The 22,416-nt window shown below is 64.1% G+C and carries 20 protein-coding genes; 13 read left to right on the top strand and 7 right to left on the bottom strand.

All coding sequences use genetic code 11. From position 1 onward, the window contains the following. The first annotated feature begins 252 nt into the window (after nucleotides 1–252). Nucleotides 253–2,625 carry a TonB-dependent siderophore receptor gene (locus tag ACVIGA_RS10755; RefSeq protein ID WP_456666357.1) on the top strand — a complete coding sequence of 791 codons (2,373 nt, stop codon included), beginning with the start codon at nucleotides 253–255 and terminating at the stop codon, nucleotides 2,623–2,625. A gap of 393 nt (nucleotides 2,626–3,018) precedes the next feature. Here the strand turns inward: ACVIGA_RS10755 and ACVIGA_RS10750 are convergent, their stop codons facing one another. Beyond that, a complete protein-coding gene (locus ACVIGA_RS10750; protein WP_456666356.1) occupies nucleotides 3,019–4,371 on the bottom strand; it encodes a malonyl-CoA decarboxylase in 1,353 nt (450 codons plus the stop codon). Between the two features lie 149 nt (nucleotides 4,372–4,520). After that, a complete protein-coding gene (locus ACVIGA_RS10745) occupies nucleotides 4,521–5,321 on the bottom strand; it encodes a helix-turn-helix domain-containing protein (protein WP_456666355.1) in 801 nt (266 codons plus the stop codon). A 75-nt stretch (nucleotides 5,322–5,396) separates the two neighbouring features. Between ACVIGA_RS10745 and ACVIGA_RS10740 the strand changes: the two genes are divergently transcribed. From ACVIGA_RS10740 to ACVIGA_RS10715, 6 genes are all read left to right on the top strand, one after another. Continuing rightward, nucleotides 5,397–6,599, top strand: a complete 1,203-nt coding sequence (locus ACVIGA_RS10740; protein WP_456666354.1) for an MFS transporter — start codon at nucleotides 5,397–5,399, stop codon at nucleotides 6,597–6,599. Between the two features lie 206 nt (nucleotides 6,600–6,805). Continuing rightward, a complete protein-coding gene (locus tag ACVIGA_RS10735; RefSeq protein ID WP_456666353.1) occupies nucleotides 6,806–8,365 on the top strand; it encodes an SUMF1/EgtB/PvdO family nonheme iron enzyme in 1,560 nt (519 codons plus the stop codon). 24 nt (nucleotides 8,366–8,389) lie between these two features. Then, entirely contained in the window at nucleotides 8,390–8,815 is a 426-nt protein-coding gene (locus ACVIGA_RS10730) for a DUF4399 domain-containing protein (RefSeq protein WP_223975267.1), read from the top strand. A 155-nt stretch (nucleotides 8,816–8,970) separates the two neighbouring features. After that, nucleotides 8,971–9,717: a transporter substrate-binding domain-containing protein gene (locus ACVIGA_RS10725; RefSeq protein ID WP_456666352.1), complete on the top strand. Its 747-nt coding sequence runs from the start codon at nucleotides 8,971–8,973 to the stop codon at nucleotides 9,715–9,717. A 470-nt stretch (nucleotides 9,718–10,187) separates the two neighbouring features. Next, nucleotides 10,188–11,006 carry a formate/nitrite transporter family protein gene (locus ACVIGA_RS10720; RefSeq protein ID WP_456666351.1) on the top strand — a complete coding sequence of 273 codons (819 nt, stop codon included), beginning with the start codon at nucleotides 10,188–10,190 and terminating at the stop codon, nucleotides 11,004–11,006. Nucleotides 11,007–11,066: 60 nt separating this feature from the next. Further along, complete coding sequence (locus ACVIGA_RS10715) at nucleotides 11,067–12,803, top strand: protein kinase domain-containing protein (RefSeq protein ID WP_456666350.1); 1,737 nt, start codon at nucleotides 11,067–11,069, stop codon at nucleotides 12,801–12,803. A gap of 150 nt (nucleotides 12,804–12,953) precedes the next feature. Here the strand turns inward: ACVIGA_RS10715 and ACVIGA_RS10710 are convergent, their stop codons facing one another. Together ACVIGA_RS10710 and ACVIGA_RS10705 are read right to left on the bottom strand one after the other, a co-directional pair. Next, nucleotides 12,954–13,742 carry a substrate-binding domain-containing protein gene (locus ACVIGA_RS10710; RefSeq protein ID WP_456666349.1) on the bottom strand — a complete coding sequence of 263 codons (789 nt, stop codon included), beginning with the start codon at nucleotides 13,740–13,742 and terminating at the stop codon, nucleotides 12,954–12,956. A gap of 234 nt (nucleotides 13,743–13,976) precedes the next feature. Next, nucleotides 13,977–15,200, bottom strand: a complete 1,224-nt coding sequence (locus tag ACVIGA_RS10705) for a polyhydroxyalkanoate depolymerase (RefSeq protein ID WP_456670782.1) — start codon at nucleotides 15,198–15,200, stop codon at nucleotides 13,977–13,979. A gap of 175 nt (nucleotides 15,201–15,375) precedes the next feature. Here ACVIGA_RS10705 and ACVIGA_RS10700 point away from each other — a divergent pair, with 175 nt between their 5' ends. From ACVIGA_RS10700 to ACVIGA_RS10690, 3 genes are all read left to right on the top strand, one after another. Then, complete coding sequence (locus ACVIGA_RS10700; RefSeq protein WP_456666348.1) at nucleotides 15,376–16,032, top strand: glutathione S-transferase; 657 nt, start codon at nucleotides 15,376–15,378, stop codon at nucleotides 16,030–16,032. A gap of 321 nt (nucleotides 16,033–16,353) precedes the next feature. Continuing rightward, nucleotides 16,354–16,788 (top strand): cupin domain-containing protein, encoded by a 435-nt coding sequence (locus ACVIGA_RS10695; RefSeq protein WP_456666347.1) that lies wholly within the window; start codon nucleotides 16,354–16,356, stop codon nucleotides 16,786–16,788. Between the two features lie 31 nt (nucleotides 16,789–16,819). Next, nucleotides 16,820–16,957: a hypothetical protein gene (locus tag ACVIGA_RS10690; protein ID WP_223975277.1), complete on the top strand. Its 138-nt coding sequence runs from the start codon at nucleotides 16,820–16,822 to the stop codon at nucleotides 16,955–16,957. A 91-nt stretch (nucleotides 16,958–17,048) separates the two neighbouring features. Here the strand turns inward: ACVIGA_RS10690 and ACVIGA_RS10685 are convergent, their stop codons facing one another. Further along, on the bottom strand, nucleotides 17,049–17,273 hold the full coding sequence (locus ACVIGA_RS10685) for a hypothetical protein (RefSeq protein WP_456666346.1): 225 nt from the start codon (nucleotides 17,271–17,273) through the stop codon (nucleotides 17,049–17,051). Between the two features lie 196 nt (nucleotides 17,274–17,469). Here ACVIGA_RS10685 and ACVIGA_RS10680 point away from each other — a divergent pair, with 196 nt between their 5' ends. After that, a complete protein-coding gene (locus tag ACVIGA_RS10680; RefSeq protein WP_456666345.1) occupies nucleotides 17,470–17,841 on the top strand; it encodes a hypothetical protein in 372 nt (123 codons plus the stop codon). A gap of 106 nt (nucleotides 17,842–17,947) precedes the next feature. Here ACVIGA_RS10680 and ACVIGA_RS10675 read toward each other — a convergent pair whose 3' ends face one another. Together ACVIGA_RS10675 and ACVIGA_RS10670 are read right to left on the bottom strand one after the other, a co-directional pair. Continuing rightward, nucleotides 17,948–19,051 carry a mandelate racemase/muconate lactonizing enzyme family protein gene (locus tag ACVIGA_RS10675; RefSeq protein WP_456666344.1) on the bottom strand — a complete coding sequence of 368 codons (1,104 nt, stop codon included), beginning with the start codon at nucleotides 19,049–19,051 and terminating at the stop codon, nucleotides 17,948–17,950. A gap of 138 nt (nucleotides 19,052–19,189) precedes the next feature. Next, nucleotides 19,190–20,431: an ABC transporter substrate-binding protein gene (locus tag ACVIGA_RS10670; RefSeq protein ID WP_456666343.1), complete on the bottom strand. Its 1,242-nt coding sequence runs from the start codon at nucleotides 20,429–20,431 to the stop codon at nucleotides 19,190–19,192. Nucleotides 20,432–20,668: 237 nt separating this feature from the next. Here ACVIGA_RS10670 and ACVIGA_RS10665 point away from each other — a divergent pair, with 237 nt between their 5' ends. Further along, nucleotides 20,669–21,508: an AraC family transcriptional regulator gene (locus tag ACVIGA_RS10665; RefSeq protein WP_456666342.1), complete on the top strand. Its 840-nt coding sequence runs from the start codon at nucleotides 20,669–20,671 to the stop codon at nucleotides 21,506–21,508. A gap of 51 nt (nucleotides 21,509–21,559) precedes the next feature. Then, on the top strand, nucleotides 21,560–22,414 hold the full coding sequence (locus tag ACVIGA_RS10660) for a transglutaminase-like domain-containing protein (protein ID WP_456666341.1): 855 nt from the start codon (nucleotides 21,560–21,562) through the stop codon (nucleotides 22,412–22,414). The last annotated feature ends 2 nt before the right edge of the window (nucleotides 22,415–22,416 follow it).

Raw genomic sequence — 22,416 nt, 5'->3', positions numbered from 1 at the left:
CAAGAAGCACGGCGCGTGAGCGCCGTTCTTCGTTTCCCGGCGCAAATCCGGAAGCCGACAGAAACCATTTGCATCCTTGACTTTTCCAACCCTGCGCGCGCTCCGCGCAGCGCCTGCGCGCTTTCGTCGCGATTTTATTCCGGCCTCACGCAAAAATTTTCTGAAGCCCATCGTCTGGACGCACCGCGCCTCACCTCTCTAGAGGACGGCGCATCGCCTTCACGCAAGGCGACAGTTGCTTGGGGATGAGTCATGACATCAGGATCACAAACCAGCCGTCGCGCTGTTTTGCTCGCGAGGCTGTCGCTGCTCACGGCGAGTTATCTCGCACTCGGCGTACCGCTCGCAACGTCGCCCGCGCAGGCACAATCGACGCCCTCGCAAGCCGGCGCCTCGACGCTGCCGCCGGTGACCATCACGCCGCCGGCCGCGCAACGCCGCCGCAGCGCGCCATCGACATCGCGCAGCACGACGGCCGCGCGAGGCCGCCGCACCCAGACCGCGCGGCGGATCGAGCCTGCGGCCGCGGCAAAACCGTTCACGGAATCGCAGGATGCCCGCACCGGCACATCAGGCTATTTCGCCAACAGCACATCGGTTGCGACCAGGACCAACACCGCCATCGTCAACATCCCGCAATCGCTCAATGTGATCACGCGCGAGCAGATCCGCGACCAGAACTACCAGGGCGTCACCGACGTCACCCGCTACGTTCCCGGCGTTGCCGTGCACCAGGGCGAGGGCAATCGCGACGAGCTCGTGATCCGCGGCGTCGATTCCAGCGCCAACTTCTTCGTCAACGGCTTCCGCGACGACGTGCAGTATTTCCGCGACATGTACAACGCCCAGAGCATCGAGGTGCTGAAGGGGCCGAGCGCGCTGACCTTCGGCCGCGGCGCCGGCGGCGGCCTGCTCAACCGCACGCTCAAGGAGGCCGACGGCAACCGCGTCTACGAGGCGACGGCGCAGACCGGCTCGTGGGGCGATCGCCGCGTCACCCTCGATGCCGGGCAGGCGATCAACGAGAACGTCGCAGCTAGGCTCAACGTGTTCTACGAGGGCGCCGACGCCTTCCGCGACTTCAACCATCTCGAGCGCTACGGCATCAATCCGACGGTGACGCTGAAGCCCGACGACAACACCAAAATCAAGCTGAGCTACGAGTATTTCCACGACGAGCGCACCGCCGACCGCGGCAATCCCTCGCAGGGTGTGCCCGGCGGCGCGACCCGCTTCAACCCGACGGCGCCGTTCGCGCCGAATGGCGACTTCTCGACCTTCTTCGGCAGCCCGCGCCTGAACACCGCGCAGGCGACGGTGCAGACCGGCATGGCCATCATCGAGCACGATTTCGAGAACGGATTGACGGTGCGCAACGGCACCATCGCCGCCGACTACCAGAAGTTCTACCAGAACATCTATCCGACCGGCGGCGCGCTCGCGGGCGCGGTCAACCCGGCGGACACCGCGGTCAATCTCGGCGCCTATCAGCACACCACCAACCGCGACAACGTCTTCAACCAGACCGATTTCACCTACAAGACCTGGACCGGTCCGCTGTTCCATACCGTCGGCTTCGGCACTGAATTCGGCCGCCAGAGCGGCGTCGACATCCGCAACACCGGCGTGTTCCCGAACGGCACCAACACCATCGTGCAGAACCCGTTCGGGCCGACCTATTTCGGCGCGGTGACGTTCCTTCACCATTTCACCGGCACCAACACCGACGGCGTCACCACGCCGGACTCGAACAGCCGCTATGCGCTGAACATCCAGTCCGGCTATGTCAGGGACACCATCGAGATTTCCCGCGCGGTGCAGATTATCGCCGGCGCGCGGTTCGATCGCTTCGACATGTCGGCGACCGACATGAACACCAACACCAATCGCGGCCGCGTCGACAATCTGGTGTCGCCGCAGGCCGCCCTGATCATCAAGCCGATCGAGCAGATGTCGGTCTACACCGCCTACAGCATCTCCTATCTGCCGGCCTCGGGCGACCAGTTCAGCTCGCTGACCGACGGCACGCTGATCCTGCAGCCGCAGCGCTTCGAGAATGTCGAGCTCGGCATGAAGTGGAACGTCAATCCGAAGCTGTTGTTCTCGACCGCGGTCTACAATCTGAACCGCACCAACCAGCCGATCGCCGACGGCAACAATCCCGGCTTCTTCTTCCCCTCGGGCAGCACATTGACCCGCGGCGTTGAGGCGAGCCTGACCGGCCATGTCACCGAGCAGTGGCAGTCGTCGCTGGCCTATGCCTATACCGATGCCAGGATCACCGGCGCCACCTCTCCGACGGTCGTTCCCGGCAACCGCGTCCAGCTCGTGCCTTACAATCAGTTTGCCTGGTGGAATAAGTATCAGTTCACGCCGATGTGGGCGGCCGCGCTCGGCGTGATCTATTTCGGCGATTCCTTCGCCTCGTCCGACGACACCGTGCGGCTGCCGAGCTTCCTCCGCTTCGACGCGGCGGTCTATGCCAAGATCGACGAGACCTGGAGCGCTCAGCTCAATGTCGAGAATATCTTCGACAAGGGCTATTGGGCCTCCGCCGACGGCAACAACAATATCTCACCGGGGCAGGGGCGAACGGTGAAGCTGATGGCAAGGGCGAGGTTTTAGGCGCCGGCCATGATGAATGCGGTCACTTCGCTGTCGCCCCGTCACCCTGAGGAGCCGCGAAGCGGCGTCTCGAAGGATCGACGGCCACCGGCCGGGCCGTGCATCCTTCGAGGCTCGCTCCGCTCGCACCTCAGGATGACGGGGATGCAGTGTAATCTCTCCCCTCGTCGTCCCGGCGAAGGCCGGGACCCATAATCACAGGGGTGAGTTGTTAGAAAAGGCTGTGGCCCCAGCGTCGTGCAACAATGACCTTCGGTGGTTATGGGTCCCGGCCTTCGCCGGGACGACATCGAGTATGTTGCGTCACCGACCGTCATACATTCACGGTCTCCCAGGATGACGGTGTTGGAATGCGAACACTCTCTGGCTATGACGGGATGGAACTGGGTCTCGCTACCCCAGCCGCATGTCCAGCAGCCGCCGGCCTTCGCCCCTCAACAGCTTCTTCACCGCGCTCGAGGCGATCACCTCGCCAGTGTTGGCGTAGGCCTCGTGGTTCTTCTCGATGTCGTCGAGGCGGTAGAGGTAGTTGACCATGACGCCAGCAGATTCGCGCAGGCCCTTCGGCGAGAGGTCGCCGAGCCAGTTGATCCGCTCCAGCCGCGCGCCGTTGCCGAGATGGAAGCGCGCAACCGAATCGATCTGCCGTCCCTTCGGCGTGCGCGCCTTCAGGAAGTAGTAGGCGGCGAGCGGCTCCAGCACGGCGCGGAGCTGCGTGGCGAGCTCGGCGTTCTCGAACCAGTCGGGCTTGCCGAGGCTCTCCAGGAGCTGACGGTCTTCATCGGTAAGCGGCACGTCATCGGCCTGCTTCACCCACTGCATGAAGCCCGGCACCGGCGACAGCGTCACGAAATTGTCGAGCTTGGGCAACTCGCGGCGCAGTTCCTCCACCACCTGCTTGATCAGGAAGCTGCCGAACGAGATGCCGCCGAGCCCGCGCTGGGTGTTGGAGATTGAATAGAACACCGCGGTGCGGGCGCGCTCGACCGGCACCGGCTCGCGCTCTTCGGCAAGCAGCGGCGCGATCGCGCCCGGAATGGCTTCGGTCAGCGCGACCTCGACGAAGATCAGCGGCTCGTCGGCCAGCGCCGGATGGAAGAACGCATAGCAGCGGCGGTCCACCGGATCGATGCGGCGGCGCAGATCGTCCCAGTCGCGGATCTCGTGCACGGCCTCATAGCGGATGATCTTTTCCAGAATATTGGCCGGCGACGACCAGTCTATCCTGCGCAGCACGAGGAATCCCCTGTTGAACCAGGACGAGAGCAGATGCACCACGTCGCGATCGAGCGCGGCGAGGTCCTTGTTGCCCTTCATCAATGAAAGCAGATCCGAGCGGATCGACACCAGCTCGCCGGTGCCGCCCGGCGCGCGATTGAGCCGGCGGATCAATTCCTGGCGGCGCGGCTCGGAGGCGAAATGCAGGTCGCTGGCGTCGTCGCCATTGGCCTTGGCGCGCCAGCTCTCGATCGCCTGCGCCAGTCTGGCGTGATCGGGGCCGAAATCGCGCGCCAGCGTCTGGAAGAACGACAGGCGGCCGGCGGCATCGAGGTGGTGGTAGCGGTCGAGCACTTCGCGCGCCATCGCGGTGCCGGAGGCTTCGCCGCGGCCGGACAGCAGCGCCTCGCACAATTCCAGCAGTTCGGACGCATCCTGCTTGTCGTCGGCCGGGCTGGCGCGGCCGAGCAGGACGCGGCCGCGTTCGGAAATCGTCGAGAGCAGGTCGGAGAAGAAGGCGTTGGCCATGGGCAGTTCGTATCCAGCGGGTCGTATTCAGTGAAGCCGGACCTTACACGGGATTTAAGGTCGGGAGGACTGCAGTCAAGCGCATGGATCGTACGGAAATATGTCGCAGGACGACAACGGTATAATTCGTCGCCGGTGACCAATCGGGTTCACGTTTTCTCCGCGAACGCGGTCGGTGTCTTGCCGGTGACCTGGCGGAACGCATGGGAAAATGCCGGCACGCTGGCATAACCGAGGTCGGAGGCGACCTGCTTGACCGAAACGTTTGCGCTGGTCGACAGGCGTTCGATCGCGGCCGCGATGCGGGCGCGCTGGCACCAGCTCTTGAAGGACAGTTGCGTCTCAGCCGAGAACAGGCGCGAGAGTGTCCGCGCCGAGGTGCCGACCGTGCGCGCCAGCGCATCGATTTCGTGGTCCCTGGTCGGATCGGCCAGCACGATGTCGGCGGCGCGGCGGCAGCGCGGCTCCTGCGGCAGCGGGACGAAGGTCGCGGAATCCTCGGCCTGGTGCAGTTCCAGCATCACGAGCCTGATCAGGAGATCGGTGCGCTCGCGTCCGCATGAAGCGTCGAACAGCGCAAGGATCGCCTGGTGCACCAGCGGCGACACCCGCACCACGAATTCATGGCCGAGGCTGTCACTGCGCTTCTCGCCCGCGAGCCAGGCCCGGTCAAAGTACAACGTGCGCATCTCGATATCGGCGAGCACGTCGATCGCGTGGGGGAGCAGCGCCGGGACCCACACCGCGCGGTCCGGCGGCACCAGCCAGCGGCCCTTCGGCGTCGTCACCTGCATGGTGCCGCTCGCGGCATAGACCAGCTGCGCCTCGCGGTGCATGTGCGGGTCGAGGCGGACGCCCTTCTGGTAGCTGCGCGCGACCATGTGCACGCCATCGCCGGTGACGCGCCGGTCCTTGTGGAGGGCTCTTATTGGCGGCTCAGCGATAGTCATTGGCGACATCCCGTCAGGACAAGCATCTATAACCTATTTTCGAGCAATTGAAGAATCGCGCGAGAGACGTGCCTCATGAGCAGCCCAACGAACAGCCCAAGCAACAATCCAAGCCGGGTGATCAGCTTCGTCAACGCCGGCCATTTCATCGACCACTATGCGATGCTGATTTTCGCCGCCGCGGTCATCATCATGGGCCCGGCGCTCGGCATGGCCTATTCGGAGCTGCTGCCTTATGCGACGCCGGGCTTCATCGCCTTCGGCGCCGGCTCGCTGATCACCGGCTGGCTCGGCGACCGCTGGAGCCGCCGCCACATGATGGTGATCTTCTTCGTCGGCATCGGCCTGTCGATGATCTCGGTCGGCTTCGTGCAGACGCCGCTGCAACTCGGCGCCGCGCTGCTCGCGATCGGCATCTTCGCCTCGATCTACCATCCGGTCGGCACTGCGATGATCGTGTCCTATGCCGAGAAGCTCGGCGCCCAGATGGGGATCAACGGCGTCTGGGGCAATCTCGGCGTCGCCTCCTCGGCGCTGGTCACCGGCGTGATCGGCCAGTATCTCGGCTGGCGCTGGGCCTTCATCGTGCCCGGCACGGTCACCGTGCTGGTCGGCATCGCGTTTGCGATGACGGTGGTGCATGAGGACCGCAAGGGCTCCAAACAGGCCGCAGCCCAGGTGCGCGTTGCCAAGGAGGACATGTGGCGCGTGGTGCTGTCGCTCTTGATCGTGGTGATCGCGATCTCGACCACATTCAACGCGGTGACGGTGGCACTGCCAAAACTGTTCGCCGAACGGCTCGCCGATCTGACCAGGAGCCCGGCGCTGCTCGGCGTGATCGCGGCCGGGGTCTATGTGTTCGGCGCGATGACGCAGTACACGATCGGCAAGCTGCTCGACAGACACTCGCTGAAGACGGTGGCGCTGCCGCTGTCGTTCATGCTGGCGCCGTTCCTCTATCTGGCGGCGAGCCTGTCCAACCTGCCGCTGATCGTGGTCTCGATCGGCATCGTGATGGGTGCATTCGGCCAGGTCACCGTGAACGATGCCATGGTCGGCAAGTACACCACCGAGGAATGGCGCTCGCGCGCCTACGCGGTGCGCTATTTCGTCGGCTTCACCGCGGCGGGCGCCTCCGTCGGCCTGGTGGCCTGGCTGTACGACCAGGGCGGCTTCTCGATGATGCTGCGCGCCTTTGCCGCGCTGTGCCTGCTGGCGATCGCGGCCGCGATCATCCTGCCGCGCGAGATCCGTACCCCGGCCGCGCAAGGGGGGTGATTCCGGGTGTCTTGCGCCGTTTGCGGTCGAGTCAAAGCGCACCCGGCGGCGAGCGGGTGCGCTGATCGGCGCCTGCCGGCATTCGTGACTTGGTCACGCTTCGCGAACTTTGTTCCAACCCGCAGGTGTGGTACCTTTAGCTGGGCCTCGGGGACGAAGGCGTCGGTTGCGCCTCTTTGCACGTATTTTGGAGCAGCCGGAGCGCCATGGGCGAGATTCGCGACTTCAAGTCAGGTCGGTCACAGTCCGACAATACACAGCCTCCCGGCAATTCAGTGCCGCGGCGCCTGGCTGCGATCGTTGCCGGCGATATCGCCGGCTACAGCCGGCTGATGCAACTTGACGAAGAAGGCACCCATGGCCGCGTCAAGCGGACCGTGCGCGATCTGATCGAACCGACCATTGCAGAACACCACGGCAAGCTGGTCAAGACCACCGGCGACGGCTTCATCGCGATGTTCGACAGCCCGGTCGAGGCCGTTCGGTGCAGCATCGTGATTCAACAGAACATGATCGGCCGCAACGCGGCGGTCGCGCGAGATAACTGGATCGAGTACCGGATCGGCGTCAACCTCGGCGACGTCATCATCGAGCCCGACGACATCTATGGCGACGGCGTCAACGTGGCCTCGCGCCTGGAAGGGATCGCGGCGCCGGGTGATGTCTTCATCTCCGGCGGCATCTACGAGCAGATCAAGCACAAGATGGTCTGCGGGTACGAATCGCTCGGCGACAAGAAGGTCAAGAACATCACCGATCCGGTCCGGGTCTATCGCGTGTTGCCGGACGCTGCCGCATACCAGAGGACGCGCCGGCGCCGTGAGTCCATCCTGCTTACGCTGCTCGGACTGGCGGTCGCAATCATCGCTGGCGGCGTGCTCTGGTACATGCTGGCGCAACCGCGCAGCAAGCCGATCGACGTGGCGCGGGCGCCTCCGTCACCGGCCGCATCGCCGGCCGTTCAGCAGCCCGCGCCGAGCCCGGCTCCGGCGCCGGCTCCAGGCCAAGCTGCAAGTCCGGTCCCGAGTGCCGCACCGACGCAGCAAGCCTCGCCTCAAGCCGCACCCTCTGCGGCTCCGGCCGCGTCGGTACCGGAGCCCGAAATGGTCTCGCTGCGGGGCGGCAGCTTCTCGATGGGCAGCAATGACGATCCCTCGGAACGGCCGATCCGCAGGGTGACGGTCAAGCCGTTCGCGATGGGCAAATATCCGGTCACGGTGCTGGAATGGAACGCCTGCGCGGCGGCCAAGGCGTGCGGCTTCACGGCCGGCGGAAAGGACGACGTGCCGGTCACCAATGTGAGCTGGAGCGACGCGAAGCAGTATGTGGCATGGTTGGCCAAGCGCACCGGCAAGGCCTACCGGCTGCCGAGCGAAGCCGAATGGGAATATGCGGCGCGCGGCGGCACGCAATCGAAATACTGGTGGGGCGACCAGATGCAATCGGGCAACGTCGGTTGCAAGGATTGCGGCGGCGGTGATGCCGCCGAACAGCCGGTCAAGATCGGCAGCCTCAAGCCGAATCCGTTCGGTCTCTACGACATGGGCGGCGGTGTCGATCAGTGGGTCGAGGATTGCTGGCACAGGAACTACCAGGGCGCTCCGGCCGACGGCGCGGTGTGGTCGGGCGGCGACTGCGGCTCCCATGTCATTCGTTCCGGCTCCTGGAAGAATGATGCGCGCTATGTCCGTCCGGCCAATCGCGACAATTACGACACCAATGTTCGCTACCCGACCCACGGTTTCCGGGTCGCGCTGTCGCCCTGAGCATTCGCCAGGTTTGGAGGGGTTATGAAAAGTGCAGGCTTGATCGCGCTCGCTGCGGCGCTGACATTGCTCGCCGGTCCGGCCGGCGCGCAAAACAAACCGGCGGGGAAAGACACCAAGCTGTATTTCATCTGGCCGCACGACGGGGCCAGGCTCAAAAGCCCGTTCTGGTGCCGCTTTGGGCTGCGCAACATGGGCGTCACCCATGCCGGCGACGAGTATCCGAACAGCGGCCATCACCACCTTCTGATCGATGTGAATGAGCCGTTGAATCCGAATGAGCCGATCCCGTCGGACAAGTCTCACCAGCACTTCGGTGCCGGCCAGACCGAGACGCAGCTCGATCTGGCGCCCGGCAAGCATACCTTGCAGCTGGTGCTGGGCGACGCCAAACACTATCCATTCAACCCACCGGTCGTCTCCGAGAAGATCACCATCCGGGTCAAATAGCCCGATACGGATAGCTCCCTTGCGCGAACCGCCGCTTGCGCAAAGCGGCCTCGTGCGGTTTGTTGCGCGCCGCCGGGCGCAAGGCCCGGCGTGGAGGACGTCCGATGTTGTCTCGACTGCTGCGTCTGGCTGGCCTCGTTCTGGGAGTGATTGTCATGGCCGTATCCGCCAACGCCGACGCCTTGAAGAATCAGATCGCGCCGACCGGAAAGCTCCGGGTCGCGATTGCGATCAGCCCGGCCGGCGGCGCGTTCTGGTCGACCCGGACCGAGAATGGCTATGCCGGCGTTCCCGTTGATCTCGGCCGCGAGATGGCGGCGCAGCTTGGCGTTCCCGTCGACTATGTCGTGCACCAGAATTCCGGCCAGATCACCGACGCGGCGGCGAAGGGCACCTGGGACATCACCTTCCTGCCCAAGGATCCCGAGCGCGAGTCCAGGATGACGTTCGGGCCGATCTACGAGGTCGCCGACGCCACCTACATCGTCAAGCCGGGATCGATGATCGCGAATTTCGCGGCACTGGATCAGAACGGCGTCAAGGTCGCTGCCGTCAACGCCACCACCACGATGCGTGGCGCGATCGCGCATCTCAAGCACGCCAAGGTCACGGGCTATCAGACCTATGACGAGATCTTCAATCTCCTGAAGAGCGGCGAGATCGACGCGTTCGCGTTGTCGCGCGATCAGCTCAATGCGATGGCCAAAAAGATTCCGGGCACCCGCGTGCTGGACGAGACCTTCAAGCAGACCGTCACCGCGGTTGCGGTGCCGCTCGACCATCCGCTGGCTGCGGCGTTCGCCACCAGGTTCATGACCGATGCGATCGCCAACGGCACGCTGCGGAAGGCCTATGACAATAACGGGCTGAAGGGCTCCCCGGTCCGCACCGAGGTGAAGTAGCGCACATCCTGTCCCGTCACCCTGAGGAGCGCGTAGCGCGTCTCGAAGGGTCGACGGCCACCAGCTGGGCCGTCCATCCTTCGAGACGCCGCTCCGCGGCTCCTCAGGATGACGTGGAGGCGCGCATCCGGCGTGGGTGACATCTGGGCATGCTGCATAATTCCGCGCCATCGCGCGGGGCAGCTCCTACGTCGTCTATCTAACTCATTGTATTCACATGGATTTACTGCCATCCGCGGGCGTCTCCGGTTGGCACATCCATTGCTTTTGATAGCACCAGTCAATGACGACTGCCGTCTTCCGGATCGCCGAAGCCAGTGCTGGCCGCGGCGAGGGGATCAAGGCGCCCCGCTCGGGCGCCGCGAGCAATCGTTGCACCCCAATCTCCCCGACGGACGAGCATTTCAACCAACCCGCGCCGCTTCCGGCAGGCAGCCGGCGCGGCCGAATTGCGCAAGGGGAATTTACGAATGGCCTATCTCGCACCGTCCGAATTCGTCACCAAGATGGTGGACGCCGGCGAATCCAAGATCTTCATGTCGACGCGCGACACCGTGATCCGCGCCTACATGGCCGGTGCGATCCTCGCGCTGGCGGCCTGGTTTGCCGTGACGATCAACGTCAACACCGGTCAGCCGCTCGTCGGCGCATTGCTGTTTCCGGTCGGTTTCGTGATGCTGTATCTGCTGGGCTTCGACCTGCTGACGGGCGTCTTCGTCCTTTCGCCGCTGGCGCTGCTCGACAAGCGCCCCGGCGTCACGCTCGGCGGCGTGCTGCGCAACTGGGGCCTCGTCTTCGTCGGCAACTTCGCCGGTGCGCTGACAGTCGCGTTCATGATGGCGTTCGTGACCACCTTCGGCTTCACGCAGGAGCCCGACAAGGTCGGCATGACCATCGCCAACGTCGGTGAAGCGCGAACGCTGGGTTATGCGGCGCATGGCGCGGCGGGCATGGCCACGCTCTTCATCCGCGGCATGCTCTGCAACTGGATGGTTTCCACGGGCGTCGTCGGCGCCATGATCTCCACGACCGTGCCCGGCAAGGTCATCGCGATGTGGATGCCGATCCTGGTGTTCTTCTACATGGTGTTCGAGCATTCGGTCGTGAACATGTTCCTGTTCCCGTCGGGACTGATGCTTCATGCCAAGTTCTCGATCATGGACTATCTGATCTGGAACGAGATCCCGACCGTGCTCGGCAACCTCGCCGGCGGCCTCGCCTTCACCGGGCTCACGCTCTACACGACGCATGTGAAGACGGCGCCGAAGCGCCAGCGCCTCGCGGCTTGATCCCGGGCGGCTTATGGGGCTCTCCTGTCACGGAGGGCCCCATTCGCATTGGGACGGTCGATGCCGCGCGCGCTGACAATATCGGTCGGGCAATTCTCTGATCAGGGCCGCAAGGACACCAATCAGGATTTCCACGGCGTGCTGATCCCCGACGAGCCGCTGCTCGGCCTGAAGGGTATCGCCGTGGTGCTTGCCGACGGCATCTCCTCGAGCAGCGTCAGCCGCATCGCGGCCGAGTCTGCGGTCAAGAGCTTCCTGACCGATTACTACTGCACCTCGGAATCCTGGTCGGTGAAGACCTCGGCGCAGCGGGTGCTGGAGGCGACCAATTCCTGGCTGCACGCGCAGACCAGGCGCAGCCAGAACCCCTACGACAAGGACAAGGGTTACGTCTGCACACTGAGCGCGCTGGTCATCCGCTCGACCACGGCGCATCTGTTCCATGTCGGCGACTCCAGGATCTACCGCGTCGCGGGCAACAGCCTCGAGCAATTGACCAACGACCACCGCGTCGTGCTGTCGTCGCAGCAGAGCTATCTCGGCCGCGCGCTCGGCGTGAACCCGCAGCTCGAGATCGACTACCAGAATCTCCCGCTGGAGGGGGGCGATGTCTTCCTGCTGGTGACCGACGGCATCTACGAGCACGTTGCCGCGCGGCAGCTGGCGAAGACGATCCGAGATGGCGCTGCCGATCTCGATGCTGCCGCGAAGTCGATCGTCGCGCAGGCCTATGAGAACGGAAGCCCGGACAATCTCACCGCGCAGATCATCCGGATCGACGAATTGCCCGACGGCGATGCCAGCGAGGTGTTCGGCCAGCCCACCGAGCTGCCGCTGCCGCCGCTGCTCGATGCACGGATGTTGTTCGACGGCTACCGCATCGTCCGCGAGTTGCATGCATCGCACCGCAGCCACATCTATCTCGCGGTCGACGAGGAGAGCGGCACCACGGTCACGATCAAGATCCCCTCGATCGACCTGCGTGACGATGGCGCCTACCTGAAGCGCTTCATGCTGGAGGAATGGGTCGCGCGGCGGATCGACAGCCCGCATGTGCTGAAGCCGTTTCTGCCGCAGCGCAAGCGCAACTTCCTCTATGTCGCAATGGAGTACATCGACGGCCAGACCCTGACGCAGTGGATGATCGACGATCCTGCGCCGTCGCTGGAGACGGTGCGCGGCATCACCGAGCAGATCGCAAAAGGGCTGCGCGCCTTCCACCGCAAGGAGATGCTGCACCAGGACGTCAGGCCCGACAACATCATGATCGACCGGACCGGCACGGTGAAGATCATCGATTTCGGCTCGACGCGGATCTCCGGCGTCGCCGAGGCGGTGCCGGCGGGTGTCGAGGACATCCTGGGCACCCAGCAATACACCGCGCCGGAATATTTCCTGGGCGAGGGCGGCACCGCGCGCTCGGACCTGTTCTCGCTCGGTGTCGTCACCTATCAGATGCTGACGGGCCGCTTGCCCTACGGCGCGCAGATCGCGCGCGCCCGCACCCGATCCGACTTCAACCGGCTGGTCTATCGTCCGGCCGCACATGGCGGCCGCGAGATTCCGAACTGGGTCGACGGCACGCTGGAGCGCGCCGTGCACGTCAATCCGCTCAAGCGCTACGACAGCTTCTCCGAGTTTCTGTTCGACCTGCGCAATCCCAGTGCGAGATATCTGACGACGTCATCGACGCCGCTGATCGAGCGCAACCCGGTGCTGTTCTGGAAGTCGACCACGCTGGTGCTGGCGCTCGTCGTGGTGCTGCTGCTCGCCTACGGCGCGCATCATTGGCGGTAGCAGGGCCAAATCCGCCGGCCTTTCCCGTCACCCTGAGGAGCGCGCAGCGCGTCTCGAAGGGTCGACGGCCCCGCTGGTGGCCGATTCATCCTTCGAGGCTCGCTGCGCTCGCACCTCAGGATGACGGGAGGAGAGTTGAGTCCGCTGCGCCTAATGCGTCGCGCCTGCTCCAATCGGATCCAGCCCACTCTTGATCAGCGCGTCGCGCGCATCCGGCGAGGCGAGGAAGCTGATCAGCGCCTTGCCGGCGTCGGGCTCCTTCGAGGCGGTCGCGATGCCGGCGGAGAATACCGTGATCTTCTGCAACGGCTCCGGCAGGGGACCTATGATGTCGATGCCGGCAACCGGCTTCAGCTCGGAGATTTGCTGCAGGCCGATCTCGGCCTCGCCCTTGGCCACGATCTCGCCGACCGGGGTCGCCGGAATCATCCGCGCCTTGTCCTTCATCTGGTCGGCGATGCCGAGTTTCTGGAACATCTCGGTCGAGACATAGACACCGCTGGCGCTGTCGGAATAGGCGACCGACTTTGCTGCCAGCAGCGCCTGCTTGACGGTGTCGGCCGAGCTGATATCCGGCTTCGGTGCGCCTGATTTCACCGCAATGCCGATCGGCGATTTCACGAGGTCGACGCGGCTGTCGGCCACCACCTTGCCCTGCTTGATCAGGTCACCCAGCGCATAGCCAACCATGATCAGCACGTCGGCCGGCTCGCCGCGCGCCAGCCGCACCGGAATGGCGTTGGTCGTGGTGCCCATCGACGGTCCGAAGGCGGTCACCACCTTGTGCCCGGTCTTGCGCTCGAACTCCGGCACCAGCGCCTTGTAGGCCGCGGTCAGCCCGCCCGAGATCATGACGTGGACTTCGGCGGCGGATGCGGCTGACGCGAGGGCGAGGGCGCCGATGACGGCGAGCGTAAGGGTGCGGAAGGTGGCGCGCATCGAGTTTCTCCCTGGACGATTCTTGGGAAACGGGTCGTCTTGGCTGGGGAGACTACTGCGCGAGGGGATGCGTGGCTAGGATTGCGCCGCCGTCATTGCGAGCCAACGGGTCGCGCGAACGCGCGCCCGATGACAGGCTCCGAGAAGCAATCCATCGCGCCAGATACGCGGAACGATGGATTGCTTCGTCGCTGCGCTCCTCGCAATGACGGGGAAAGAGCGTCGGGGCGTCTCTCACGAATTCACATGCACGAAATCGCGCAGCAGCGGGTAGATCTCGTTGTTCCAGCGCTTGCCGGAGAACACGCCGTAATGGCCGACACCGGCCTGCATGTGGTGCACCTTGCGATAGGTGCGCACGCCGGTGCAGAGATCCTGGGCGGCGAGCGTCTGGCCGATCGAGCAGATGTCGTCTTTCTCGCCCTCCACCGTCATCAGGCCCATGCGCCGGATCGCCGCCGGGTTCACCGGGCGGCCGCGATGCATCAGCATGCCCTGCGGCAGCAGATGCTCCTGAAACACGTCGCGCACCGTCTCGATGTAGAATTCCGCGGGCAGATCCATCACGGCGAAATACTCGTCGTAGAAGGTCTTGATCAGCTCAGCCTTGGCGGTCTCGCCCTTGGCGAGATGGTCGGCGAGGTCGATGTGCTGCTTGATGTGACGCTCGAGGTTCATCGAGACGAACGCCGTCAGCTGCACGAAGCCGGGATAGACCTGACGCAGCGCGCCCTTGCACTGCATCGGCACGTAGTTGATCAGATTGTCCTCGAACCATTTGATCGGCTTGCTCTTGGCGAATTCGTTCACCTTGGTCGGCAGGATCCGCGTGTCGATCGGCCCGGCCATCAGGGTCAGCGACGCCGGCCGCGCCGGATGATTGTCCTCCGACATGATCGCGGCAGCCGCTAGCGCCGACACCGAAGGCTGGCAGATCGCTACCATATGCGCGCGCGGGCCGAGCTGGCCGAGGAAGTCGATCAGGTGGTCGGTGTAGTCTTCGAGTCCGAAGCGGCCCTCCTTGCGCGGAATGTCGCGCGGATTGTGCCAATCGGTGATGTAGACGTCGTGGTCCTGCAGCAGCGTCTTCACGGTGCCGCGCAGCAGCGTGGCAAAATGTCCGGACATCGGCGCCACCAGCAGCAGCCGCGGCTGCTCCGGTCCGTCCACCTTCCTGAAATGCAGCAGCGAGCCGAACGGCGTCGCATAGGCGACCTCCTCGGTCACCTGGTATTCCCGGTTGCCGGAGGACACGCTGCCGATGGCGTAGTCGGGACGGGCGTAGGTCAGGGTGGAGCGCGAGATCAGCTCGAGCGCCGCCGCGAGCCGGCCGTACACCCGGTCGGCGGCGCCCTGCGGCACCAGATTGAGGTATTTCAGCGCCGCTGCAGCCCCGGTCCGCCATGGCGCCGTGAGGTCCATGTGGTTCTGATAGGCTTGGTACATCATTGACATCATACGCATCCGCCTCTGGCAGGGATGGATATGCAATATCGACGCCAGAGAGAGGGCGGGCTGCCCGGCAAATTGGCACGTGGCTTGCTGCAAAAATGAACGGCTTCGGGGGCGCGGCGGCTTGGGCCGGCGCGCGCTGCCCGGGGGTAAGGACGCGTTCAGGGCGTGAGGGACTGGCATGGCGAAGGCGACACTCACCATCAGCAGCAAGAATTATTCGTCCTGGTCGCTGCGCGGCTGGTTGCTGGCGAAATTCGCCGGGCTGGAGTTCGAGGAGGTGGTCACCGCGCCCGATGACCCCACGGCGCGGGCCGAGCTGCTGCTGCTGTCGTCGTCGATCCTGGTGCCCTGTTTGCGCCACGAGGGCGCGACCGTCTGGGACACGCTGGCGATCGGCGAGTATCTCAACGAGATCATGCCGCATGCCGGGTTATTGCCGGAGGACCGGATCCAGCGCGCGCATTGCCGCTCGATCTCGGGCGAAATCCATTCCGGCTTCACCACGCTGCGCTCATCGCTGCCGGTCAACCTCAAGGGTCATTTTCCCGGTTTCAAGATCTGGTCGCGGGCGCAGGCCGATATCGACCGTGTCTGCACCATCTGGCGCGATTGCCTTAGCCTGTCAGGCGGACCGTTCCTGTTCGGCGAACGCCGCACCATGGCGGACGCGATGTATGCCCCCGTCGTGACCCGCTTCATGACCTATGACGTGAAGCTCGACCCGGTTCTCGCTGCATACGCCAGGACCATCATGGCGATGCCCGAGATGCAGCAATGGATCGAGGCCGCGAAGGCCGAGCCTGCCGACGTCGAGGAGCTCGAGGTCGAATATTAGGCAGCGCGCGCCGGGTCCTGCCGGCGCGGGCGGCTCAAGCTCCAGGCAAGCCTTGCTCAATGGACGTGCCGTCGGCGTCGGGCATGAGCGCCGCGCGGCGATCGGGCGCGACCCGCGCCGAACGCAAATTCAGGCCTTGCTCCAAATGCTTCCGCTGCGATGGCGACGCATGGCGAAGCCGAATGCCGCAGCACAATCGGGCTGGCAAGGATTTCGCATAGCAACAAGCGAGCTGTGACCGCGACGATGCGACGCTGCCGAAAATTTGGACGCTGAGCCCGCGCCGCGATCTCGCGAACACGAGAACCGTGGAGGCTTGAAATGAACCAGCACGCCATCGTCAGCAAATTTTCCCACGTCAAACCCGATGACACCGAGTTCAAGGGCGGAGGTTTGCGCGACTTCTTCCTGTATCGCGATCTCGGCATCGCCGATGCCACCGGCGGGCAGGTGATCTGCCATCTGGTCAAGGCCAATCCCGACCTGCCGCCGGAGGAGGGCACCGGCTGGCACAAGCATCTGTGCGATTTTCAGATCGTCATCATGACCAAGGGCTGGGCGCGCTTCATGTACGAGGACAAGGAGACGCTGGTCGAGGCCGGCGACGTGATCCATCAGCGGCCGGGCATCACCCACTACCTGTTCGATTACTCGAAGGACATGGAATACCTCGAGATCGTCAGCCCCGCCGATTTCAAGACCGTGGATGTGCCGCCGGCAACCGAGACGGTGCCGCCGGTGACGCCGTGGAAATGATCGCCAAGGAGGATCAGAGGAGGGAGCGCAAATGTCGTCTGCGGAGGAATTAACCTTTGTCGTCGGCCGCTGGCTGCGGCCGATCGTCATGCTTCTGTATGTGGTGCGCCGACTCGGGCTGATGACCACATCTAGCCGTGAACAACGGAGTACGTCGCTCAATCAGTGATTCGGACGCGGTTCGTTCCATCCGCGTTCCAAATCTTAAAGCGCCTGCGTGCGCGCGTCGCGTTTTGAAACAGCGCGCGCCAATGCACCCCTCAGGCCACGCCCGCACGCTTCTCGCGCGGCGTGCGCCAGGCGATGACATTGACCTCCAGCGGGCCACCGGTCGTGTCATTGCGCCACTGGCCGTCGATGAATCGGCAGGCGAACGGCAGCTGATACGTTCCGCTGTGATCCTCACAAAGCACTTCCACGCGTTGTTCCGGCGAAGGTTCGCCATTGCCGTCGAATTGCGCCAGCCGTTTTTCGCGCGTAGCCATACGATCTGTCTCCACTGCCCAAGGTCGAGCCAAAAGGGGTCGAACCAAACAAGTTCCGAAGGCCCCCGTCCCCACGAGTAGTCCCCGTAATGGGTGAAGCACACCGCTCGAATGCGGTTTCAGTGTGGTATGTCTGCCCGGCTTTCAGCGTCGCGAGCACAAATCTGTGAATGACGCATGTGATTGGGGGATGCCGATGATCGCGCGTTTCGTTGTTGCCTTGCTGGTGCCGCTTGCACTCGGCGTCGTCGGAACCGCGCATGCGCAGGACGTTCCCGGTATCGAGATCTGCACCGTCGAGAAAACCATGGAGCGGCGCACCAGCTGCCTGCAGAGCAATGTCGATTTCCTGCAGAAGACGATCAGCAAGCTCACATCGGATCACCAGCAGAAGCTCGACGCCGCCAACCGGCAGATCGAGAGCTTGAGGGGCACAATCGCGGGCTTGCAGAAGCTCGTCACCGACCTGCAGGCCGCGCAGGTCAAACTGACCGAAGATATGAAGAAGAAAGCCGACGCGCCACCGGCCAAGGATGGGGCGCCTGCGGCGAAGGACGGGACGAAGTAGTTTCGTCATTGCGAGGAGCGAAGCGACGAAGCAATCCATGCTTCAGCACGTGCGGTACTGTGGATTGCTTCGCTTCGCTCGCAATGACGGCAGAGAGTGTGGCTCGTCACGCCACCCGGTATTTCTCCATCACATCGCGATCCGGCTCGTAGCCGAGCCCGGGGCCTTGCGGCACGGCGACATGGCCATTGGCGTCGACATCGATGCGGTCGCCCCACAGGCAGGCGGGGCGCTTCATGAAGAACATTTCGATCAGGCCTTCGTCGCGGATCGCCATCAGATGCAGCGTGGCGAGGAAACCCGGCCCGAAATAGGGCGAGTGCGGAATCACCTGGACGCCGAACTCGTCGGCGAGCACCGCCACGCGCAAAAATTCGGTGACGCCGCCGACCTTGATCACCGACGGCTGGGCGTGACTGACTGCGCCCGCAGTCATCATCTGGCGGAATTGATGCACGGTGCAGGCGTTCTCGCCGGCGGCGATATCGAGCCGGCCTTCTCTGCGCACCTCCGCGAGCGTCGCAAAATCCTCCGGCGGCCAGACCGGCTCCTCCAGGAACATCGGCGCGGCCTGCTTGCAGTCGCGGGCGAACTGGATCGCCGCCGGCCCATCCAGCGGACAATTCATGTCGACCATCAGCGGCAAGCCGGGGCCGATCGCTTCGCGCGCCGCGGCAACGGCCGGCACGGTGGTCTCGTGCAGCTTGATCGCGGCGTAACCGAGCTTGATCGCCTTCTTGCATTCGGAGGCGATGTGCGCGGGATTGCCGATCCGCATCAGGCTGGCATAGGCCGGAATCGTGCTGCGCTTGGCGCCGCCGATCAATTGATGCAGCGGCACGCCCTTCACCTTGCCGGCGAGGTCCCACAGCGCGATGTCGAGCGCCGAAATCGCAAACATCGTGATGCCGTAGCGGCCGAACAGATGCAGATTGCGCTGGATCTGCTCCATCGCGGCGGGAATGCTGGCCGCATTGGGCACCTCGAGGCCGCGGGCCTGCGGCGCGATCATCTCGGCCACCGCCGCGCAGCTCGTCTTCGGGCAGACATAGGCGAAGGCATCGCCCCAGCCGGTCAGGCCGGCATCGGTCGAAACCTCGACCAGCACCATGTCGAGCGCCGAGATCGCGGAAGCGCCCTGGCGGAAGCTCGCAGGGCCGGCGTCATAGGGAATGCGGATGTGGTGGGCGCGGACGTCGGTGATCTTCATTGTTGTTGTCCTTCCGATCGCAGGCTTGCTTGTGACGAGTCTTGCTCCTGACAAGTCTTGCGCGTCAATCGTGTCGAAGACGTGGATGCCCGGCGTAGTCGCCGGGCATCACGAACTCCGGACCTGTGGAGAAGGCTGTTACGAGCTCTTCTCGCCGCTCATGACGGGGCCGAACCGCTCCCAGCTCTCGCCCTTGAAGCGCATCATCTGCAACTGCTCGATCGGTGCATAGTCGTCCGGCCCGGTCTTGATCTTGGTGCCGGGCAGATAGATGCCGATCGCGAAGTTGAGGCTCGCGGCCTGCTTGATCAGGTTCTCGCGGGTGAGGTTGTCGCCGCATTGCCGCAACACCTGCTCGAGCCCCTTGGCGACGCCGTAACCGAACACGGTCGAGGCGTCGTTCTGGTCGCCCTCGGGATACCACTTGGTCATGAAGGCGCGCCACTCGTTCATGGCCGGATCGGTCTTCCACTCGTGATCCGCGGGATCCTTCAGATACTGGGTCGACAGGATGTCCTGGCTCGCCTCATAGCCGGCCGGCTTCATCACGCCGCCGATCGAGACCGAGACGTTGGTCAGGAACTGGACCGGATGCCAATCGAGCTCGGCGGCCTTCTTGATCGCCTGTGCCGCGAATTTCGGCGTTGCGATGTTGACGAAGATGTCGGGGTTGGCGCCCTTGATCTGCACGATCTGCGAATCCACCGTCGGCGACGTGGTCTCGTAGGAGGATTCGACGACGATCAGTTTCTTGGCCGCATCGCCGAGCCCGTCATGCAGGCCGATCAGATAGTCCTTGCCGAAATCGTCGTTCTGATAGAGCACGCCGATGGTCTTGCCGGGATATTTCTGCAGGATGTATTTGGCATAGATGCGGGCCTCGACCTGGTAGCTCGGCTGCCAGCCCATGGTCCACGGAAAGTTCTTCGGATCGTTCCACTTGGCGGCGCCGGTGGAGACGAACAGCTGCGGCACCTTCTTGGCGTTCATGTATTTCTGGATCGCAGTGTTGCCCGGCGTGCCCAGCGGATTGAAGATCAAGAGCACCTCGTCGCTCTCGACCAGCTTGCGGGCCTGCTCGACCATCTTCGGCGGGCTGTAGCCGTCGTCGTAGGAGACGAAGTTGATCTTGCGGCCGTTGATGCCACCCTCGCTGTTGAGCTTGTTGAAATAGGCCGCTTCCGTCTTGCCGATCGTGGCGTAGGCGGATGCCGGGCCCGAATAGGGCATGATGTTGCCGACCTTGATCTCGGTGTCGGTCGCACCCGGATCGTATTTCTTCTGGGCGTTGGCGGCGCTGGCGACGGCGATCGTCAAAAGGCCCGCAAGCGCCGCAGACTTGACGCAGTTGACATAGCTCAGGCGATGGTGGTGCATCATTGTCCTCCCTGACATGCTGGCCGCGGCTCGTGCAGTCTTGATTTTCGGGCAGCTTGGTGAGCCGTCGGATCGATGCAATCGCGAGTATGCACGATTGCAACGGTGTTGCCAGCGACGGCTTTGCGGTAAAATTTCGCAGAGCGGAACCATTGTTTCGCCGTTGCGCAGCAAGGACTGTCAAATGCCGTGCGCTGCGGCCATGCATGATGCCCGAGCTTTGCAGGAAGGCCGTCGTCCATGAATCCAGCCCAGAAGGCGCTCTGGTACATCGAAAGCCACCTGCGCACGTCGCTGACGCTGGATGATATTGCTGTTGTGGCCGGGGTCTCGCGCTTCCATCTGGTGCGGGCGTTCGCGGAGGCGACCGGGTTCTCGGTGATGCGCTACGTGCGGGCCCGGCGGTTGAGCGAGGCCGCGCGCGAGCTTGCGGCCGGTGCGCCCGACATTCTCACGCTCGCGCTGGATGCGGATTACGGCTCCCACGAGGCATTCACCCGGGCGTTTCGCGACCATTTCGGCGTCACGCCGGAGACGGTGCGCGCGACGACGTGTCTGACCAAGCTCAAGCTGCAGGAGCCGATCACCATGATCTCGACCGCTCTCGATCACATCGATCCGCCGCGTATCGCGATCGGCAAGGCCTTTCTCGTTGCCGGGGTTGGCGAGCGCTACAATCACGCCAATGACAGCACGGCCGGCATTCCGAACCAGTGGCACGGCTTCCACCAGCAATTCGCGCATATTCCCCGCCAGGCCGGTGACGTTGCCTATGGTGTCGGCTGCAACGGCGACGATGCCGGCAATTTCGACTACATCGCAGGTGTCGAGGTCGCCGATTTCTCCGACCTGCCGCGCGAGTTCGCGCGGGTCCGGATCCCGGCGCAGAAATACGTGGTGTTCACCCACGCCGACCACATCTCGACCATCCGCCGCACCGTCAACACGATCTGGAATCGCTGGCTGCCGCAATCCGGCATGAAGGTCGCCGACGCGCCGAACTTCGAGCGCTACGACGACAAGTTCGACAAGAACAGCGGTAATGGCGGGCTGGAGATCTGGGTGCCGGTCGAGGAGTAGCGGCTGGTGTGGTGGTTGCGCGGGAGGCGAGACTTGCGGGAGACCTTTCAGATGAACGTCGACAGATATGAAAAGCCGGTTGCCATGAGCGATCCGGGGCGTCATGCCGCTCTATTCGATGGCCTGCCGCGGGGCGCCGGCGCGCTTGCGACGACCGTGCAGGGTCTGCTGATCCATCAGCACATCGCTCCGGCCTATGGGGTTACGCTCGGCGGTGACCGGCAAGCGCAATCGCAGGTCCGTGCCGTCGAGACGATGCTGGATGAAATTGTGACGCGTGATGCGCGGCCGCTTGCGGTGGCGCGTGCCGTCAACGAACGGCAGGTCGGCGTGTGCAGGCACTTCACGCTGCTTCACGTGGCGATGTTGCGCACCCAGGGCATTCCGGCGCGTGCCCGTTGCGGGTTCGGCGGCTATTTCGAAGCGGGAAAATATCTCGACCATTGGGTGACGGAGTACTGGAACGAAGACAGGAAATGCTGGGTCTTGTTCGATTCCCAGATCGACGATCGGCAGCGCGAGCTGTTCAGGGTCGGGTTCGATGCGGCGGATGTGCCGCGAGATCAGTTCCTGGTCGCCGGCGATGCCTGGTCGCTCTGCCGCGAGGGGAGCCGCGATCCCGGCGCCTTCGGCATCCTCGACATGCACGGACTTTGGTTCATCGCCGGCAATCTTGTCCGCGACATCGGCGCGCTGAACAATCGCGAGATGCTGCCGTGGGACGTTTGGGGCGCCATGCGCATGCAGGACAACGAACTGGACCTCGCCTTCTTCGACCGGCTGGCAAGCGTCAGTCGCGAGCCCGATGCTCACGTCGATGAACTCGGTGCGCTTGATCGTGATGAGCGGGTGCGTATTCCCGGAGCCGTGTTCAACGCCGTGCTCGACTGCGTGCAGGAGGTGTAGAC

Source organism: Bradyrhizobium sp. USDA 3240, from assembly GCF_054063295.1.
Note: the sequence above shows the minus strand (reverse complement) of the source record. Positions and strands in the feature narration are given on the sequence as shown.

Excerpts from the sequence above, each read along its gene's own strand:
- ACVIGA_RS10680 (WP_456666345.1), top strand. The coding sequence starts at position 17,470 with ATGATCGCGCGTTTCGTTGTTGCCTTGCTGGTGCCGCTTGCACTCGGC.
- ACVIGA_RS10745 (WP_456666355.1), bottom strand. The coding sequence starts at position 5,321 with ATGACTATCGCTGAGCCGCCAATAAGAGCCCTCCACAAGGACCGGCGC.
- ACVIGA_RS10720 (WP_456666351.1), top strand. The coding sequence starts at position 10,188 with ATGGCCTATCTCGCACCGTCCGAATTCGTCACCAAGATGGTGGACGCC.
- ACVIGA_RS10685 (WP_456666346.1), bottom strand. The coding sequence starts at position 17,273 with ATGGCTACGCGCGAAAAACGGCTGGCGCAATTCGACGGCAATGGCGAA.
- ACVIGA_RS10715 (WP_456666350.1), top strand. The coding sequence starts at position 11,067 with ATGCCGCGCGCGCTGACAATATCGGTCGGGCAATTCTCTGATCAGGGC.
- ACVIGA_RS10695 (WP_456666347.1), top strand. The coding sequence starts at position 16,354 with ATGAACCAGCACGCCATCGTCAGCAAATTTTCCCACGTCAAACCCGAT.
- ACVIGA_RS10750 (WP_456666356.1), bottom strand. The coding sequence starts at position 4,371 with ATGGCCAACGCCTTCTTCTCCGACCTGCTCTCGACGATTTCCGAACGC.
- ACVIGA_RS10735 (WP_456666353.1), top strand. The coding sequence starts at position 6,806 with ATGGGCGAGATTCGCGACTTCAAGTCAGGTCGGTCACAGTCCGACAAT.
- ACVIGA_RS10725 (WP_456666352.1), top strand. The coding sequence starts at position 8,971 with ATGGCCGTATCCGCCAACGCCGACGCCTTGAAGAATCAGATCGCGCCG.
- ACVIGA_RS10710 (WP_456666349.1), bottom strand. The coding sequence starts at position 13,742 with ATGCGCGCCACCTTCCGCACCCTTACGCTCGCCGTCATCGGCGCCCTC.
- ACVIGA_RS10690 (WP_223975277.1), top strand. The coding sequence starts at position 16,820 with ATGTCGTCTGCGGAGGAATTAACCTTTGTCGTCGGCCGCTGGCTGCGG.
- ACVIGA_RS10660 (WP_456666341.1), top strand. The coding sequence starts at position 21,560 with ATGAACGTCGACAGATATGAAAAGCCGGTTGCCATGAGCGATCCGGGG.
- ACVIGA_RS10755 (WP_456666357.1), top strand. The coding sequence starts at position 253 with ATGACATCAGGATCACAAACCAGCCGTCGCGCTGTTTTGCTCGCGAGG.
- ACVIGA_RS10740 (WP_456666354.1), top strand. The coding sequence starts at position 5,397 with ATGAGCAGCCCAACGAACAGCCCAAGCAACAATCCAAGCCGGGTGATC.
- ACVIGA_RS10705 (WP_456670782.1), bottom strand. The coding sequence starts at position 15,200 with ATGATGTCAATGATGTACCAAGCCTATCAGAACCACATGGACCTCACG.
- ACVIGA_RS10700 (WP_456666348.1), top strand. The coding sequence starts at position 15,376 with ATGGCGAAGGCGACACTCACCATCAGCAGCAAGAATTATTCGTCCTGG.
- ACVIGA_RS10675 (WP_456666344.1), bottom strand. The coding sequence starts at position 19,051 with ATGAAGATCACCGACGTCCGCGCCCACCACATCCGCATTCCCTATGAC.
- ACVIGA_RS10670 (WP_456666343.1), bottom strand. The coding sequence starts at position 20,431 with ATGATGCACCACCATCGCCTGAGCTATGTCAACTGCGTCAAGTCTGCG.
- ACVIGA_RS10665 (WP_456666342.1), top strand. The coding sequence starts at position 20,669 with ATGAATCCAGCCCAGAAGGCGCTCTGGTACATCGAAAGCCACCTGCGC.
- ACVIGA_RS10730 (WP_223975267.1), top strand. The coding sequence starts at position 8,390 with ATGAAAAGTGCAGGCTTGATCGCGCTCGCTGCGGCGCTGACATTGCTC.